The sequence below is a fragment of the Mesorhizobium loti CJ3sym genome (genome assembly GCF_000472785.1).
Lineage (GTDB): Bacteria > Pseudomonadota > Alphaproteobacteria > Rhizobiales > Rhizobiaceae > Mesorhizobium > Mesorhizobium loti_E.
The window spans coordinates 159776-176987 of the sequence record NZ_AXAL01000015.1; the positions used below are offsets into that span (position 1 = coordinate 159776).

A 17212-nucleotide genomic window follows, 5' to 3' on the forward strand; every position below is an offset into this window, starting at 1 on the left:
GCTTTATCAGCGCTTCCCCGGCGACTTCGATGCTCGCACCATGCGATGGTGGCAAAACTCAGCTTTGTGGTTTGAACGGCTGAGACAAGGAGACGGTTGCGGTTTCATGCTCGTCGACTGGTTTCTGCTCCTGCGGCCTGAGCGTGAACTCGACCAGCACCGGCAGATGGTCGGAGCCGGTATCCTCCAGCCGCGTCGAGGACAGGATCGTCAGCCCGCCCTTGCTGAACACCTGGTCGATCGGCAGGCCTGCATAGCGGCGCAGGAAATCGGGCAGTGTCCGGTGGATCCAGGTCGGGCCGGCTGAAGGCATAAGAGTCAGCCCGCCGAGAGCCGCGACCCGCCGCACCGCGGCACTCCACGGCACGCCATTGCAATCCCCGGCCATGATCGCGGTCTCGCCGAGCGTGGCCAGTGGCTGCGCCAGTTCGCCAACCTGCCAGTATTGTTCCTTCGGCCACGGCCAGCTCAGATGGATTGCCGCGACATCGACGCTTATCCCACCGAAGTCGACTGTGGCGATCGCCATCGCGCCGCGCGGCTCGCAGTGCGGCGTGCTGCCGGCGGCAAAGGGCCGCCGCGACAGCAGCGCCACGCCGAACATGCCGTTCGGATACGGGCACAGGATACGGTAGGGATAGGCGCTGGTGATGGTGCCAAGCTCGGTTGCCCACATGCCAGACACTTCATCGAGGGTAATCACGTCCGGATTGGTGCGGCCGATCAGCGAGAGCACTTTCTTCGGCGTCGGGTTGTTGAAGCGCAAATTCATCTGCAGCAGGCTGTAGACAGCCTGGTCGGCGGGCTTGGCGACCGCCGGCTGCGACCAAAGTGTCGACAAGGTGCTTGCCGTCGTGGCCAGGCAGGCGACGGCGAAGAGCAGCCCCGCCGCCGCTTGCAGCCGAAACGAGCTGGCGAGCAGCGGCAGTGCCAGAAGCGCCATAAGCACGCTGAAGTGAATGCGGAAATGCGAGAAGGAATCGAACGCCGGATGCAGCGTGCCGAAGAACCCGGCCAACAAGGCGGCCGACAATCCCGTCATTGCCAGGAATGCTAGCCCAGCCACCATGTTCGAGCGCGCGCCTTTTGTCATTGAGGTCGTGTCTGCTGAATGCCGCCTGCGTTCGATCTGCTTATCGGCCAAATTGCGGCATGGGCAAGACGACGAATCGCTTCGCCGCGGCGTCGCGGCCGCCTATTGGAACGCTGTCTCCGAAAAGCTCCTGAGCTTGCGCGAATGCAGCCGTTCCATCGGCATTTCCGAGAGCTTCTCCATCGCCTTGATGCCGATGGTCAGGTGCTGCGCCACCTGCCTCTTGTAGAACTCGGTCGCCATGCCGGGCAGTTTCAACTCGCCATGCAAAGGCTTGTCGGAAACGCACAGCAGCGTGCCGTAGGGCACGCGGAAGCGGAAACCATTGGCAGCGATGGTCGCTGATTCCATGTCGAGCGCTATGGCGCGCGACTGAGACAGGCGTTGCACCGGTCCGCGCTGGTCGCGCAGTTCCCAGTTGCGGTTGTCAATGGTTGCGACCGTGCCGGTGCGCATGATGCGCTTCAGATCATAGCCGGACAGGCCGGTGACTTCGGCAACCGCCTCCTGCAGCGCCACCTGGATCTCGGCCAGCGGCGGGATCGGCACCCAGACCGGAAGATCGTCATCCAGCACATGATCCTCGCGCACATAGGCATGTGCCAGCACATAGTCGCCGAGCGCCTGGGTGTTGCGCAGGCCGGCACAGTGACCAAGCATCACCCAGGCATGCGGCCTCAGCACGGCGATATGATCGGTGATCGTCTTGGCGTTCGAAGGACCGACACCGATATTGACCATGGTGATGCCGCCATGGCCGGGCTTCTTCAGATGATAGGCCGGCATCTGCGGCAGGCGCGGCGCTGCCACACCTGAACTGGGTGCGCTTTCTCCGGCCTTGGTGATGACATTGCCCGGTTCGACGAACTCGGAATAGCCACCGCCGCCTTCCGCCATCTGCACGCGAGCGCGGGCGACGAATTCGTCGATGTAGAACTGGTAATTGGTGAACAGCACGAAGTTCTGGAAATGCTGCGGCGTGGTCGCGGTATAATGCGACAGGCGGTGCAGCGAATAGTCGATGCGCTGCGCCGTGAATGGCGCCAGCGGCCTCGGTTCGCCGAAGGGCACTTCGAACGTGCCGTTGGCGATCTGGTCATCGGTGCCGTCGAGGTCCGGCACGTCGAACAGGTCGCGGATCGGCCGTTTGATGCGCTCGGCCGCGGCGCCGTCGACATGGGTACCTTCGAGAAAGGCGAAATGCAGCGGGATTGGCGTGGTTGATTCCGAAACGGTGACCGCGACACCATGATTGCGCATGATCAGGCGCAACTGCTCGATCAGGTAGCTCTCGAACAGGTCTGGCTGGGTAACCGTGGTCGAAAAATGTCCCGGCGTCGGCATGTGCCCATAGGCCTGCCGCGAATCGATCTGGGTGAACGAATTGGTAGTGACGCCGATCTCTGGATAGAAGGCGCGGTAGCGCTTGCCGTTGTCACCGCCGGCTGCGGCCAGCTCCGCGAAGGAGTCGCGCAGGAACTTGGTGTTGCGATCGTAAAGCACTTGCAGTGCGGCAACGGCTTTTTCGGCGTTGTCGAAGCTTTGCCGGCCAAAAGGCTCGGGCATGACGACAGATTCGATGGCTTGGGGGTAGATTCGCTTTTCCATGGCTCAATATAGAGACTCGGATGAGCGGTTGGGAGGGGGCTCGCGGCCGAAGGCGCCCAAAGCGCCATTTTTCTTTATCCCCGCTGCAGGCTGACCAGCAGAACGAAACCCACGCCGGAGTTCTTCAAGGCCGGCGCCTCGATCGTCGAGCCGGTATCGGCGCGCATCATCGGAACGGCCAGCACCGGAGCGGCCAGAAGCATCAGGACAAGCATCGCCCGCGGCAGGAGCCGGAGGGTCTTGAGGGTGTTGGCGGCGATGCGGTCCATGGCTTTTGCTTTTCTCTTTGGATCTGTGTCTTTGTCGCTTCAGCGGCGAAAGTGGTTCACGCAATCGAATTGGCAGGAACTGGCTTTGTCCCAGGCGCGGGCAGGACGGCCCGCTTCGGCGACGAGGATGGCGAAAAACATCCCAAACAGGCTCATCAGCAGGCAGACGATGGTGAAGCGGCGAGCAAGCATTGGGGTCGTGTCTCCTTCAACACGAACGAGATTGCCCCAACGCCTCTGAACCGGCTCTGATGCCTGCGTTCATCTGCGGTTCAAATTGATTGACGGGATCTGACCGGGTCGCCCGAGCCTGTATGGCAGCAGGGCAAGAGCATTGGTGCTCGACATGTCGATGAAACGAAAACGGGGCCTGCTGGCCCCGCTTTGAGATTACTTACAAGGAATGGCCGATCAGAGCTTGTGCCAGGTCTGGCTCTTGCAGATCAGCCCGCCGAGCACGCAACCGCTCATCTTGAGTGAGGTGCCCGACAATGTCGCCTTGCCGGAATAGGTCTTGTCGTTTGCCGGATCGGTGATGTTGCCGGTGTATTTGTTGTCGCCGGCAGCCTTCAGCGAGCCGATGGTCTTGCCGGCATACTTGCCTGATTTGAGCGTGATGGAAAACGAGCTGCTGCCTGAAATGGCAGCGGTGTCGCCGGCTTGTGTCTTCCAGTTGCCCTCGATTGGATCGGCCGACGCCGCACCGGCCATGATCAATGTGGCTGCAATAGCCAGGCTTACTTTTCGAAACATGTCTTCCTCTCTTTGGATAACCGGTCGGATGCTCCGCCTCGCCGGTCTGCCGCTTACGCAAACGTAAGCTAATCCAGGTCCCGGCAAAACAAAAGCGGTGCCGCAACGGAAGAGTTTGGGATTTTGAAAGCGCCTGAATCCGCACTGTCGGCCGCGAAATGAAAACGATCGGCGCATCGTGTTTGTTTCGTAGGGTTAGCGGAGTGTTGATTGCGCCTCCGAAAATTTTCGTCAAATTTAGCGAAAAACCGCTCAATCGCTGGCTTTGTATCCTTAATGAATTTCAGCGTTTACCTCTTGTTTTAGCTTTGTTTTCCTCAAATTAAGCACGCCATTTAACGACGGATTCAAGCCTGCACGGCATTCTCGAAAGCATCGGAAGAGCAGCCGACGAGAACGAAAGAAGGCAGCTCTCGGGAGCCTGACAGGGGCCACAAACAGGGGACTGAAATGGCACGTTTTGAAATGCTTGAAGCAGGTTTCGGCGCCATGGGGGCAACTGCCCAGGCCGACATTCTTTTCGAACTGGGCATGATGTATGCGACCGGCCGCGACTGCGAGACCGACGTCGTTGCCGCCCACAAATGGTTCAACATCGCCGCCATCAAGGGTTCAGCCCGCGCCGCGGAACTGCGTTCGGAACTGTCGGCAGCCATGTCGAAGGTCGAGATCGCCAAGGCGCTGCGCGAAGCCCGCGCATGGATGACTATGCACTGAGTTTTCGTCAGACGGGACGCTCCGGCCAAGACCGCTCGAAGACGGTCGGGCCAAAAACAGGGACAAGGCTGCGCAGACAGCCAGGCCAAAGGCCATCAACGACAAGAACGCGGCAGGCCGACAGGTCCAGGCCGCGCGACGGAGCATGATCCCGAAAATCGGAAAAGATCATGGTCAACGGGAGACAGGGAAGGCGACGTTGGGTTCGCGGCGCGGGGGCGCTGGGGAGCAGCCCGACAGGCAAAAAAGCCACGACCAGCCGGAACAAGGCTGGCGTGGCTTTTTTGCGTGGATGACGCCTTGCAGGCCCAATCGAGCGGTGCCGATGCGCCTAGACAGGCCCAATGAAGGATGAAATTGTCCCGCCTCTCTGGAAGAAGCGCGGCCGGGACGGCCGCGCGTGAGTGGAGGAGTTCTATTGTCATGAAAAAAATGAGTATTTTGAGCGCGGCCATTTTTGGCCTGATGATGAGTGCGCCGGTCGCATTCGCCGACGACATCACTGTTTCGGTGGTCGGCCCGATGACCGGACAGCTCGCCACGATCGGCGATCAGTTCAAGCAGGGCGCACAGGCCGCCGCCGACGCCATCAACGCCGCGGGCGGCGTCAACGGCTCGATGATCAAGCTTGATATCGAGGACGACCAGTGCGATCCCAAGCAGGCTGTTTCGGTGGCCAACCGCATTGTCGCCAATGGCACCAAGTTCATCGACGGGCACGCCTGCTCGGGTTCGAGCATTCCTGCCTCGGCCGTCTATGCCGAAGCAGGCTTCCTGATGATGAGCCCGGCTTCCTCGAACCCGGTGCTGACCGACGCGGCCGCCAAGGCCGGCTGGCCGACGATCATGCGTCTCTATACGCGTGACGATGCGCAGGGCGCCTTCATCGGCCCGTGGATCGCAAAGAAATACGCTGGCAAGAACGTCGTCGTCCTGCACGACAAGAGCGCCTACGGCCAGGGTGTGGCTGACGCCGTCAAGGCAACCATGAATGCCGGCGGCCTCAAGGAAGTCTACTATGACGCCATCAACCCCGGCGAGAAGGACTATTCGGCGCTCGTCACCAAGCTCAAGGACCTGAAGGCCGACGTCGTCTATTTCGGCGGCTACCATCCTGAAGCTGGCCTGATCCTGCGTCAGTCGGCCGAACAGAACTTCAAGTTTCAGCTGATCATGCCGGATTCGATCGCTTCGCCGGAATTCTGGCAGGTTGCCGGCCCGGCTGGCGAAGGCACCATGTTCGTGTTCCCGTCGGATCCGCAGGCAAAGCCGGAAGCCAAGGCAGCCGTCGAGAAGATCAAGGCTGGCGGCTTCGTGCCCGAAGGCTTCACGCTGTTCTCCTACGCCGTGGTCCAGGCTTTCGCCGAAGGCATCAAGCGCGCCGGCAGCGAAGATCCGGGCAAGGTAGCCGAAGCGTTGAAGAACGGCACGCCGATCAGCACCGTTGTCGGCGACGTCACCTTCGACGAGAAGGGCGACCTCAAGAATGCCAGCTACGACATCAACCAGTGGCATGACGGCAAATACGCGCCGATCGCGCAGTAATCTCAGGCGATTAGATAATCCAGGAAAATGGCCGGGCTCGTCCCGGCCATTTTCTTTGTGATCGTTCGATTCCAGCGGTCAGTTGGTGACGGGCGTCGAGGCGCTCTGGTCCTCGACGAACCGCACCAGCACCGTCCCGTCGGAGACTTGCGCGCCTTCGGTCGCGACCTCGGCAATCACGCCATCATGCGGGGCGGCGATGGTGTGCTCCATCTTCATGGCCTCGAGGATCAGCAGCGGTTGTCCCTTGATCACCGCATCGCCCTTGGCCACCCGGACCAGCTTGATCAGGCCTGGCATCGGCGCGCGCAGGCTGCCGGAGGCGGCAGCCGCTTCATCCGCCCTTGCTAGCGGGTCTGGCACGGCGAAAGTATAGCCAACGGCGCCTTCGAACACCGTGACATGGCCTGGCCAGCGGGCAAGGCGGGGAGCGGCGCGAAAGTCATGCGAATTGCTGCTGTCATAGGGTGCGTCGAGCGCGATCTGGAAGCGCCCGTCCGGCCGCACCGAAACCTTCGCCAGAATATCGGCCTCGCCGAACTTCAGCCGCGTGCGCCGCGCCACACCTTGGAAATGCGCGTAGCCGGAAAGCGACGACCATGGGTCGTTCGACGGCGGCAATGCGTCTGCCCCGGAGGCGGCCAGCGCGGCGGCCGAGATGATCTCGCCGGTTGGTGGTGCGACCTCGGTCAGTGCCACCTGATGTCTGCCGATCAGGCCGGTATCGACGTCACCAGCACAAAAATCCGGATCGGCGGCAAGAGCGGCGAGAAAGGCGGTGTTGACGGTGGACCCGGCGATCTCGGTTCGCGATAGCGCCGCGCTCAGCGCCTCCAGCGCCGCTTGCCTGTCCCTGGCATGGACGACCAGCTTGGCGATCATCGGATCGTAGTAGGGCGAGATGGCATCGCCGGCCCGCACGCCGGTCTCGATGCGCATCGTGGCCGCGTCGGGTGCCGTCTCGGGGAACTTCAAATGATGCAGCGTTCCGGTAGCCGGCAGGAACCCTTTTGCCGCGTCCTCGGCATAGATGCGCGCCTCGAAGGCATGGCCGGCAAGCGTGATCTCGCTCTGCGTCTTCGGCAGCTTCTCGCCGCTGGCGACGCGCAACTGCCATTCGACCAGATCAGTGCCGGTGACCATTTCGGTGACCGGATGCTCGACCTGCAGGCGGGTGTTCATTTCCATGAACCAGAAGCGGTCGACTTGCAGGCCTTGCGAGGCATCGACGATGAACTCGATGGTGCCGGCGCCGGAATAGCTGATCGCCTTGGCGGCCTTGACCGCCGCATCCGTCATTGCCTTGCGCAGTTCCGGCGTCATGCCGGGGGCAGGCGCTTCCTCGATCACCTTCTGGTGGCGCCGCTGCGCCGAGCAGTCGCGCTCATAGAGATGCACGGCATCGCCGAAATTGTCGCCGAACACCTGCACTTCGATATGCCGCGGCTTGTCGACATATTTTTCGACCAGCACGCGGTCGTCGCCGAAAGCAGCCTTTGCTTCGCGCCGCGCACTGGACAGCGCCTCGGAAAATTCGTCGGGATGTTCGACGCGGCGCATGCCCTTGCCGCCACCGCCGGCGCGCGCCTTGATGAGCACGGGATAGCCGATCTCGCGCGCCTTGGAGGCCAGCAGCACGATCTCCTGCGCTTCGCCATGATAGCCCGGCACCACCGGCACACCGGCTTTCTCCATCAGCCGCTTGGCGGCGTCCTTCAATCCCATGGCGCGGATCGAAGCCGCCCACGGGCCGATGAAGGTGAGCCCTGCCGCCACCACCTGGTCGACGAAATCAGGGTTTTCCGACAGGAAGCCGTAACCCGGATGGATCGCCTGCGCCCCGGTCGCGAGCGCTGCCGCGACGATCTTGTCACCACGCAGATAACTTTCGCCGACCGGCGAGGGGCCGATATGAACAGCCTCGTCGGCCATTTCGACATGCAGGGATTTCGCGTCGGCGTCAGAATAGACGGCCACGGTGTGCACGCCCAGCTTGCGGGCCGTGCGAATGACACGGCATGCGATCTCGCCCCGATTGGCGATCAGGATTTTGCTAAACATGGAGCCTCCCGGGTCAGTCTCGGGCGGCGCCATATTGGCAGGCGCCGGCCTACTTGGACGCGGCGATCTCGCATGCGCCGCCGTTCGTCACCTTGTAGCGCGCACGTGTGGCCACGCAGGATTTCATTGCTGCCGCTTCGGCGACCTTCTGCGACGGGGCATTCAGGCTTGAGCCGCATATGATGTATAGTGACATCACCCTGGTATACGGCGTGGTGGCGTAGGCCGAATGGCCGCCGGCCGCGACATAGGCCTTGTAGCCTTTGTTGCATGGCGACTTGGCATCTCTGGTCAGCGCCGGCGGGAACCGCTTGTCTCCCTCGCTTCCCGCCAGCGACCCGGCCACGCCGGAGCCGCATGCCGAGACTATAAGAAGTGCCGAAAGTATTGAGGTGCATGCCTTCGGCAAATATTTCAGCTTCATTTTCAGAAAATCCCCATTGCACGACGCGCTTCAAGTATGAACAGTAGCGAATGTTCTCCATTGCTGCCAGTTCGACAAAGGCGGCTCGCAATTTTGTGAGCGGGTGGATGATCTCCCCCATGGCGTTCATCTCACATCCTGAACACGCCGAAGCGCGTGTCCTCGATCTCGGCGTTGAGCGCGGCCGACAGGCTGAGCGCCAGCACGTCGCGTGTCTTGGCCGGATCGATGATGCCGTCATCCCACAGGCGCGCTGACGAATAGAGCGGGTGGCCCTCATGTTCGTATTTCATCAGGATCGGTTTCTTGAATTTCGCCTCTTCCTCGGTGCTCCACTCCCCCCCCTTGCGCTCGATGCCTTCGCGCTTGACCATGGCCAGCACCGTTGCCGCCTGTTCGCCGCCCATCACCGAGATGCGGGCGTTCGGCCACATCCACAGGAAGCGCGGCGAATAGGCGCGGCCGCACATGCCGTAATTGCCGGCGCCGAACGAACCGCCGATGATGACGGTCACCTTCGGCACCTTGGCGGTGGCGACAGCCATCACCAGCTTGGCGCCGTCCTTGGCGATGCCGCCGGCTTCATATTTTCTGCCGACCATGAAGCCGGTGATGTTCTGCAGGAAGACCAGCGGGATCCTGCGTTGGCAGCACAGTTCGATGAAATGCGCGCCCTTCAGCGCGCTTTCGGAAAACAGAACGCCATTGTTGGCGATGATGCCGACCGGCATGCCATGGAGATGGGCAAAGCCGGTGATCAGCGTGGTGCCGTAGTTCTGCTTGAACTCGTCGAACTCGGAACCGTCGACAAGGCGCGCGATCACCTCGCGCACATCGTAGGGCTGGCGCAGGTCTGTCGGCACGATGCCGTAGAGTTCGTCCGCCGGATGAAGGGGCGGAATCGGCTTCTGTAAGCTCAGGCTTACGGTCTTGTTCCGATTCAGGTTTTTGACAATGCGACGGCAGATGGCGAGCGCATGGTCGTCGTCCAACGCATAGTGGTCGGCAACGCCGGAGAGCCGCGTATGCACCTCAGCGCCGCCGAGATCTTCGGCGCTGACATCTTCACCCGTGGCCGCCTTCACCAGCGGCGGGCCGCCGAGAAAAATGGTCGCCTGGTTGCGCACCATGATTGTCTCGTCCGACATCGCCGGCACATAGGCGCCGCCTGCGGTGCAGGAACCCATGACGCAGGCGATCTGCGGGATGCCGGCAGCCGACATGTTGGCCTGGTTGTAGAAGATGCGGCCGAAATGCTCGCGGTCGGGAAACACCTCGTCCTGGTTGGGCAGGTTGGCGCCGCCGCTGTCGACCAGATAGATGCAGGGCAGGTTGTTCTGCAGCGCGATCTCCTGCGCCCGAAGGTGCTTTTTCACCGTCAGCGGGTAGTAGGTGCCGCCCTTCACCGTGGCATCGTTGACGACGACCATCACCTCGGTGCCTTCGACACGGCCGATACCGGCGATCAGCCCGGCCGCCGAAATCTCCTCGCCATACATCGACCATGCCGCGAACTGGCCGATCTCGAGGAAAGGCGAGCCGGTGTCGAGCAATTGGGCGAGACGTTCGCGCGGCAACAGTTTTCCACGCGAGACGTGGCGCTCACGTGCTTCGTCCGAGCCACCACGGTCGACGCTTGCCGCCTTCTCAGAAATGTCACTGACCAGCACACGCATGCGCTCGGCATTGGCGCGGAATGTGTCGGAGGAGGGGGAAATCTGGGTCTGCAGGACGGCCATGTTACACCCCCTCGGCCATGATCTCGCGGCCGATCAGCCAGCGGCGGATCTCGCTGGTGCCGGCGCCGATCTCGTAGAGCTTGGCGTCGCGCAACAGCCGGCCGGTCGGATAATCGTTGATATAGCCGTTGCCGCCAAGCAGCTGAATGGCGTCGAGCGCCATCAGCGTCGCTTTCTCTGCTGCAAACAGCACGCAGCCCGCGGCATCCTTGCGCGTCGTCTGGCCGCGATCGCAGGCGGCGGCGACGGCATAGACATAGGCGCGAGCAGCGTTCATGGTCGTATACATGTCGGCCAGCTTGCCTTGCACCAGCTGGAATTCGCCGATCGGCTGGCCGAACTGCTTGCGCTCGTGAACGTAAGGGATTGCCACGTCGAGGCACGCCGCCATCAGGCCGATCGGGCCGCCGGCAAGCACGGTGCGCTCATAGTCGAGACCCGACATCAGCACTTCGACGCCGCGCCCTTCCTCGTGCAGCACATTGTCGAAAGGCACTTCTACATTCTCGAACACGAGTTCGCCGGTGTTGGAGCCGCGCATGCCGAGCTTGTCAAGTTTTTGCGCCACGGAAAATCCGGCCATCGCCTTTTCGACGATGAAGGCGGTGATGCCGCGCGATTTCCGCTCCGGATCGGTCTTGGCATAGACGACCAGCGTTTCGGCGTCCGGCCCGTTGGTGATCCACATTTTGGTGCCGTTGAGCACATAGCGGTCATTGCGCTTTTCGGCGCGCAGCTTGAGCGAGACGACGTCCGAGCCGGCACCGGATTCCGACATCGCCAGCGCGCCGACGCGTTCGCCCGAGCACAGCGGCGGCAGGAATTTCTGCTTCTGTGCCGGCGTTGCCCAGCGGTTGATCTGGTTGACGCAGAGATTGGAGTGGGCGCCGTAGGAGAGGCCGACAGACGCCGAGGCGCGTGAGATTTCCTCCACGGCAATGACGTGGGCGAGATAACCCATGCCGCTGCCGCCGAAATCCGGATCGGCCGTTATGCCAAGCAGGCCGAGCGCGCCGAGCTCGCGCCACAGATGCGCCGGAAATTCGTTGTCGCGATCGATATCGCCGGCAATCGGCGCGATCTTGTCCTGGGCGAAGCGCCGCACCAGGTCGCGCAGCGCCTCGATATCCTCGTCATGCCCGAAGCTGAGCGTGTTCGTGTACATGTTTTTCCTCCGTGCCGCCGATCTTCGCGCCGACGAGCCGCATTGTCATTGAGAGATATGTCGCCGTTACTTCAGTGACCGACAGCCGCTCGCCCGGCCGAAACCAGACGATGACGCCGGTCATCATCTGGATCAGCGCCATCGCTGTCAGGCCGGTATCCTCGACGCTGAAGACGCCAGCCTCGGCACCATCGCGCAGAATGGCGCGCAGGTCCTTTTCGTAGGCCGTGCGCATGCGCAGGATCTGCGTCAGCCGGTCGGGCGACAGACTGCGCAACTCCATGTTCGACACATGCGTGGCGTGCCGGCGCTCGATGTGGAAAGCGATGTGGTTGCGCACATAGGCAGCAAGCTGCTCCGCCGGATCGGCATCGGCTGGGCGGGCGTTTTCCCAAGCCTCGCGAAGCCCTTCCATGTGCTCGCGCATCAGCGTGAACAGCAGGTCTCCCTTGGTCGGGAAATAGCGGTAGAGCGCGGCGGCCTGGACGCCGACCTCGGCCGCCAGCTGGCGCATCGACATCGCCTCATAGCCGTAACGCGCGATCAGATTGACCGCCGCCTCGCGGACGGCCGCCTCGGTCTTTTCACCATCGGATCCGGTCGTGCGCGCCATGATCGCCTCGCTAAGGCGAATATAATAAAACGAACGTTCAATTAATTCAAGTGGTCGCCAAATGTTCTATTGTGGAGGAGGGCAATGTGGCCAAAGGTAAGGAGCGACCGCATCACGCTCGATCAGGTCAACGGCTTCAGTCACCGCGAAGGGAGCGGCCTGTCCGTTCGGGCAATGGCAATGCACCGTGGCGTCTGGACGAGATCGCTGCCAGGGCACGCCGAGGGCGGCGACTGCTAATTCCCTCGCGCCGCTGCGAGCACGCCGGGCAACTCCTCGGCAAAAATGTCCAGTTCATGGTCGAGGCCGACACTGACGCGGATGCAACGGTCGAGCACCGGCACCATCGGCTTGCGGATGAACACGTCGCGCGACAGCAGCCCCTGCAGCACTTTCAGCGCGAAGGCGCCGTCCTGGCCGCAGTCGATGGTGACGAAATTGGTCGCCGAGGCCAGCGGTTTCAGCCCGTTCTGCTCGGCGATGTCAGCGATGCGCCGGCGTCCAGCAGCCACCCGCGCCACCACCTTCTGGAGATAGGCCCGGTCGGCGAGCGCCTCGACGCCGGCGATCTGCGCCATGCGGCTGACGCCGTAGTGGTTGCGGATCTTCTCGAAGTCGCGGATCACTTGCGTCTCCGCCACAGCATAGCCGCAGCGTATGCCGGCCAGCCCATAAGCCTTTGAAAAGGTTCGCATGCGGATGACATTCGGCCTGGAAATATCGATCGGCGGCAGGGCAGAGGCCGGCCCCAATTCGCCATAGGCTTCGTCGAGCACCAGCAGCGTGGTTTCCGGCAACGCTTCGATGAAGCGAATGATCTCGTCCGCTTCCCACCAACTGCCCATCGGATTGTCCGGGTTGGACAGATACACCATCGGCGCCTTGTCCCTGACGACTGCCGCCAGCAGGCCATCCAGGCTTTCCCTGTCATTCTCGTAAGGGACTGTGACCAGCCTGCCGCCGACGCCGGCAACATGGAAGTTGAAGGTCGGATAGGCGCCGAGCGAGGTGACCACGGCATCGCCCGGTGCCACATACATGCGCGCCACCAGGCTGAGCAGGCCGTCTATGCCTTCACCGACAACGACGTTGTCGATCGCCACGTCGTGATGCGCGGCGGCCGCAAACCTGAGATCGTAATTGTCGGGATCGCAATACATCCACATGTCACGGGCGATCTCGGCCATGCGGGCGATGACGCGTGGCGAAGGACCAAAGCTGCTCTCATTGGCGCCGATGCGGGCGCGGAAAGCGCGCCCGCGCTCACGCTCCTGTGCTTCCGGGCCGACAAACGGCACTGTCGACGGAAGCGCGGCGATGACGGGCGTGAGGGGCGGGCGCAGAAGCATGGCAGAGGCTCGCGTGGAAAGGGAGTTTCTTGCTAGCGTGGCGACAAGGTGGGCGCAAGCTTGCGGAGTGTGCAGAAGGCTGGATTCCTTCGTGGCTTTTTGCTAGCAAGATTCTATGAACAACCGTCTGCCACCCGCCTGGGCAAAACACCTCAAGTCTGGTCCCGCGCCGAAGCCGCGCTTGCCTCAAGCAAATCCGACAGCAGCAAAACCACTCGTGCGCGCCGCCAATGACGCGCGTGCGCGGCCTGATGACCAATTGCTGATGCAGGCGTATGAACATCAACAGGCCAAGCGGCTGGCCGAGGCCCAGGATATATGCCTCGAGGTGCTGGAGCGCACACCAAATCATCCGCTGGCGCTCTACATCATGGGCACGGTTTATCTGGGCTACGACGACGAAGCGGCTTTGCGCTATTTCGGACGTGCGATCGCTGAGGAGCCTAGAAATCCCTACTACCATCTTAGCCTCGGTGAGGCCTATGGCAAGGTGAGCGAATTTTCAGCTGCGATCAAACACATCCGGTACGCCCTGGAAGCGCAGCCCGATCTTGTAGAGGCCCTGTGTGCTCTGGGTCGCGTTTATACCCAGTACGACAAACCCGACCTGGCCTTGCCGCTTTATGAGAAGGCGCTGAAGATTAACCGTAATCACCCCAAGGCGCGGATCGGCATGGCTGCTGCGCTCACTGGTCTTGGGCGCATGGACGAGGCCGGCGTCTTTCTTAAGGAGGCGATCGAACACCGCGTCGACGTAGGGGCGGCCTACTACGACCTTGTGCAGACCCGAAAATTCACCGAGGAGCCGGCCGAACTCCAGCCGATCCTGCGCGAGTTGCAGAGTCCGGGAATTAAGCCGGAGACGAAAGCGAGTCTCAACTACGCCGCCGGTAAGGTGGAAAACGACCTCAAGCGCTATGCGGAAGCCTTCGACCATTTCAAGAAGGCGAAGCAGGCCGAAGGCTATAGATTCGACATAGACCAGTACCGCCGCTTCATTGACGCATCGATCGAGACCTTCACGGCGGACTTCTTTGCTGAAAGGTCCGGCTACGGCAATCCTTCGGAAGCGCCTGTATTCGTGGTCGGGATGCCGCGCTCGGGGACGACACTGACCGAACAAATATGCGCCAGTCATCCCGACGTTCATGGCGCTGGAGAGCTTAGCAAGCTGAGGCGGGTAGCGAACGCGATGGGTCTGAAACCCAACGCTTCTGATCTCGACAAGCAGATTATGACGGTCACCGAAGGCTTGTCCAGGACGTTGGCCGAAGAGCATCTTTCCTATCTGCGGGAGCGCGCTCCGACTGCGCAGCGAATCATCGATAAAATGCCGCACAATTTCGAATTGATCGGCCTCCTCACCCTGCTCTTTCCCAATGCCCGCATCATTCACTGCCGCCGCGATGCCATCGACAATTGCGTGTCGTGCTTTGTCCTGCCTTTCAGTTCGGCACACAGCTACAATACAGACCTGCGGGCACTCGGGCTCTACTATCGGGAATATGACCGCCTGATGCGTCACTGGAACGAGGTTTTTCCGGGTCGTATCTTTGAAAATCGCTATGAGACGCTTGTAGAGGATCAAGAGGCGCAGTCGCGCCGGCTCATCGATTATCTCGGCCTTCCCTGGGATGACGCATGCCTACGCTTTTTCGACCGGGAAGGGGCGGTCACCACGCCCAGCCGCTGGCAGGTTCGTCAGCCGATCTACAAATCGTCCATGAAGCGCTGGAAGAATTACGAAAGTGAGATCCAGCCCTTGATTGAAGCGTTGGGAGACCTCGCCGACGTTTGACCGTTAGTTTCCCGGGCCAAAGCCTGTCAAGGAATTAAGCGCGGAAGCGAATCCCAGAGATTGCGACGCGCTTTATCGGGTGATTTGGCGCTTGGTAGAAGCGCCAATGCGACGCCAGCGCGCCGTCGTCATCCTCGGGCTTGATCTGGCTTGACCCGAGGATTCTTGCCGTGATCCGGCACGCCTCCGCAAAAGTCATGCATGGACCCTTGCGGCCTCGCTCCGCTTCGCGTCGCTCCGCCCAAGGATAACGAAGCTGTGGGGCTTCAGCCAATTGCGAACGTTTGCGGTGGTGCCGAATGCAGCACTGCTCACCTTGGCTATTCCTCATGCATGATGCCCAAAGTGCGCAGCTGCGTTGGAACAACGGGATGCATCAAAACAAAAAAAGAAACCCGGCGGTTGCCCGCCGGGTTTTCGTATCTCCCAGAATATCTGGTCTTAGAAATCGCGCTGGAAGCGGATGATACCGCCGACGGAGTTCTTCTTCACACCGTCCGCATACGCGGCACCAGCCCAAACGTTGCCGGCGTCAATAGCGCCCGAACCAACGTGCTGGTAGTCGATTTCGGGCGTGATCGTGAAGCCGGGAACGAGGGTATAGGCAACGTTCGCCGCAACACCGTAGTCTTTCCACTGATCACCCGACACCTGGAGGTTGAACGAGGCCTTCTCGTTGAACTTGTAAGTGGCGCCGGCCCAGGCGCCCCAGTGACCACCCCACGGCTTGTAGAAGCCGCGGCCGTTAGCGAAGGAGGTTGTACCGCCGAAGCTGAAGCCCCCGTCGTTAAGCTTTCCCTCGCTGGCGTAACCGAACATGCCGAACAGGGACAGCGCGCTGGAAACGTTTATGTCCACGCGAACCTTACCCGAGGCGTATTCGTAGTTGCTGTCATAGGCGACAACGCCGACGATATCACCCCAGCCCTGCGTGTACTTCAGGCCGCCGACGATATGCGGAACATAGCTGTCGACCGTGCCGCGACCATAACCATAAGAAACACCTGGTTCCTGGTCGGCGCCGCCTGAACCTTCTTCGAGAGAGGCCATCGCCGAGAAGCCGTTGCCGGCGTCGAAGTAGTACTGGACGACACCGGTCTTGAACCCGCCGTAGGGAACGATGGTGTCGTTGATGACGTTGCCGGCGTAGCCGACGAACGTATCGAATGCCGATTCGTCCAAGCCTACACGAAGGCCGCCAAGCTGGATCCAGGCGAAGTGCGCGTCGAAGGAGTTTCCATTGTCATTACCGGCGCCGCCATTGCTGACACCGTTGTCCAGGGGGTGATTCTGGAAATTCATGCGCGTTTCGGTATAGGTCTTCAACGTACCGAGTTCGGTTTCCTGGCCGGTCCAGGTCTTCAGCGTGAAGCGCGAGTCTTTGTAGAAAGTGCCCTGGTTCTTGCCGCTGGTCACGTCGTCGGCGCGTGCGCCGGTGAACGAGCCGACATCGCCGGCGCCGACGTCATAACGGACATAGCCGCCGATGCGCAGGCAGGTTTCGGTGCCGGGGATGTAGAAGTAGCCAGCGCCGTAGACGTCGCAGATCTTGACGTATTCAGCGGGTTCCGGCTCGGCGACGACGACGGCGTCGGCGGCGCGCGCACCGGAAACTGCGATCAGGGCCGCAGCGGAGCCGAGGAGAAGGCTCTTAATGTTCATTTTCTGACCTCCAGTCAGAATCGAAGGCGGAGGTCGGAGAAAAGCAGATTCAATGGCTGTTTTTCGTTTTATATCAGCTAGATAGAATTTTTGGTCGTCAGCGGCGCTCGGTTCGCCAGAATCGCTTGTTAGCAAAAGCCTTGCCCGATCCGGTCTTGAAATACCGCTCCAACTGCCGTGCATTGGCCTCGGTTTCGACCGCAATATACGTCTTCAAGGCGACAGGCAGATGAGCCTTGGTCGATGTCACATAGCCTGATTGATGCGATTCGAAACGGCGTCGAAGGTCGTTTGTCGACCCGACATAGACGTCACCATTATGGAGCTGCAGGAAATAAACGTACCACATAGTCCCCCTACGCTACTTCGTAGCTTCGGGCGACATCCCGCGCCCTTTGCGCCGCGGGGTGGCCTGC

General features: G+C 61.3%; 16 protein-coding genes. 3 read left to right on the forward strand and 13 right to left on the reverse strand.

What is annotated here, in order from left to right; all coding sequences use genetic code 11:
* Positions 1-58: 58 nt before the first annotated feature.
* The 5 genes from A3A9_RS0121530 to A3A9_RS0121550 form a co-directional block, all read right to left on the reverse strand.
* Positions 59-1093 (reverse strand): endonuclease/exonuclease/phosphatase family protein, encoded by a 1035-nt coding sequence (locus A3A9_RS0121530; RefSeq protein WP_082222172.1) that lies wholly within the window; start codon positions 1091-1093, stop codon positions 59-61.
* A gap of 102 nt (positions 1094-1195) precedes the next feature.
* Positions 1196-2659, reverse strand: coding sequence for an AMP nucleosidase (locus A3A9_RS0121535; protein WP_245279092.1), 1464 nt, complete (start codon positions 2657-2659; stop codon positions 1196-1198).
* Between the two features lie 116 nt (positions 2660-2775).
* Positions 2776-2970 carry a hypothetical protein gene (locus A3A9_RS0121540; protein WP_027060626.1) on the reverse strand — a complete coding sequence of 65 codons (195 nt, stop codon included), beginning with the start codon at positions 2968-2970 and terminating at the stop codon, positions 2776-2778.
* A 39-nt stretch (positions 2971-3009) separates the two neighbouring features.
* Positions 3010-3162 carry a hypothetical protein gene (locus A3A9_RS45275; protein ID WP_202596399.1) on the reverse strand — a complete coding sequence of 51 codons (153 nt, stop codon included), beginning with the start codon at positions 3160-3162 and terminating at the stop codon, positions 3010-3012.
* 219 nt (positions 3163-3381) lie between these two features.
* Complete coding sequence (locus A3A9_RS0121550; protein WP_027060627.1) at positions 3382-3723, reverse strand: DUF2147 domain-containing protein; 342 nt, start codon at positions 3721-3723, stop codon at positions 3382-3384.
* A 450-nt stretch (positions 3724-4173) separates the two neighbouring features.
* Here A3A9_RS0121550 and A3A9_RS0121555 point away from each other — a divergent pair, with 450 nt between their 5' ends.
* Both A3A9_RS0121555 and A3A9_RS0121565 read left to right on the forward strand, forming a co-directional pair.
* Positions 4174-4440, forward strand: coding sequence for a sel1 repeat family protein (locus tag A3A9_RS0121555; protein ID WP_027060628.1), 267 nt, complete (start codon positions 4174-4176; stop codon positions 4438-4440).
* 423 nt (positions 4441-4863) lie between these two features.
* Positions 4864-5985, forward strand: a complete 1122-nt coding sequence (locus A3A9_RS0121565; protein ID WP_027060629.1) for a branched-chain amino acid ABC transporter substrate-binding protein — start codon at positions 4864-4866, stop codon at positions 5983-5985.
* Positions 5986-6063: 78 nt separating this feature from the next.
* Here the strand turns inward: A3A9_RS0121565 and A3A9_RS0121570 are convergent, their stop codons facing one another.
* The 6 genes from A3A9_RS0121570 to A3A9_RS0121595 form a co-directional block, all read right to left on the reverse strand.
* Positions 6064-8046 (reverse strand): acetyl/propionyl/methylcrotonyl-CoA carboxylase subunit alpha, encoded by a 1983-nt coding sequence (locus tag A3A9_RS0121570; protein ID WP_027060630.1) that lies wholly within the window; start codon positions 8044-8046, stop codon positions 6064-6066.
* Positions 8047-8095: 49 nt separating this feature from the next.
* Complete coding sequence (locus tag A3A9_RS0121575) at positions 8096-8470, reverse strand: hypothetical protein (protein ID WP_027060631.1); 375 nt, start codon at positions 8468-8470, stop codon at positions 8096-8098.
* A 131-nt stretch (positions 8471-8601) separates the two neighbouring features.
* A complete protein-coding gene (locus A3A9_RS0121580; protein ID WP_027060632.1) occupies positions 8602-10209 on the reverse strand; it encodes a carboxyl transferase domain-containing protein in 1608 nt (535 codons plus the stop codon).
* A gap of 1 nt (position 10210) precedes the next feature.
* Positions 10211-11374, reverse strand: a complete 1164-nt coding sequence (locus A3A9_RS0121585) for an isovaleryl-CoA dehydrogenase (RefSeq protein WP_027060633.1) — start codon at positions 11372-11374, stop codon at positions 10211-10213.
* Positions 11343-11987, reverse strand: a complete 645-nt coding sequence (locus tag A3A9_RS0121590) for a TetR/AcrR family transcriptional regulator (RefSeq protein ID WP_027060634.1) — start codon at positions 11985-11987, stop codon at positions 11343-11345. Before A3A9_RS0121590 ends, A3A9_RS0121585 begins: the two co-directional genes overlap by 32 nt.
* A gap of 236 nt (positions 11988-12223) precedes the next feature.
* On the reverse strand, positions 12224-13336 hold the full coding sequence (locus tag A3A9_RS0121595; RefSeq protein ID WP_027060635.1) for a pyridoxal phosphate-dependent aminotransferase: 1113 nt from the start codon (positions 13334-13336) through the stop codon (positions 12224-12226).
* Positions 13337-13451: 115 nt separating this feature from the next.
* Here A3A9_RS0121595 and A3A9_RS0121600 point away from each other — a divergent pair, with 115 nt between their 5' ends.
* Positions 13452-15134: a tetratricopeptide repeat-containing sulfotransferase family protein gene (locus A3A9_RS0121600; RefSeq protein WP_027060636.1), complete on the forward strand. Its 1683-nt coding sequence runs from the start codon at positions 13452-13454 to the stop codon at positions 15132-15134.
* A gap of 441 nt (positions 15135-15575) precedes the next feature.
* Here A3A9_RS0121600 and A3A9_RS0121605 read toward each other — a convergent pair whose 3' ends face one another.
* Complete coding sequence (locus tag A3A9_RS0121605) at positions 15576-16796, reverse strand: porin (RefSeq protein ID WP_027060637.1); 1221 nt, start codon at positions 16794-16796, stop codon at positions 15576-15578.
* Positions 16797-16893: 97 nt separating this feature from the next.
* A complete protein-coding gene (locus tag A3A9_RS0121610; protein ID WP_027060638.1) occupies positions 16894-17145 on the reverse strand; it encodes a GIY-YIG nuclease family protein in 252 nt (83 codons plus the stop codon).
* Between the last annotated feature and the right edge of the window lie 67 nt (positions 17146-17212).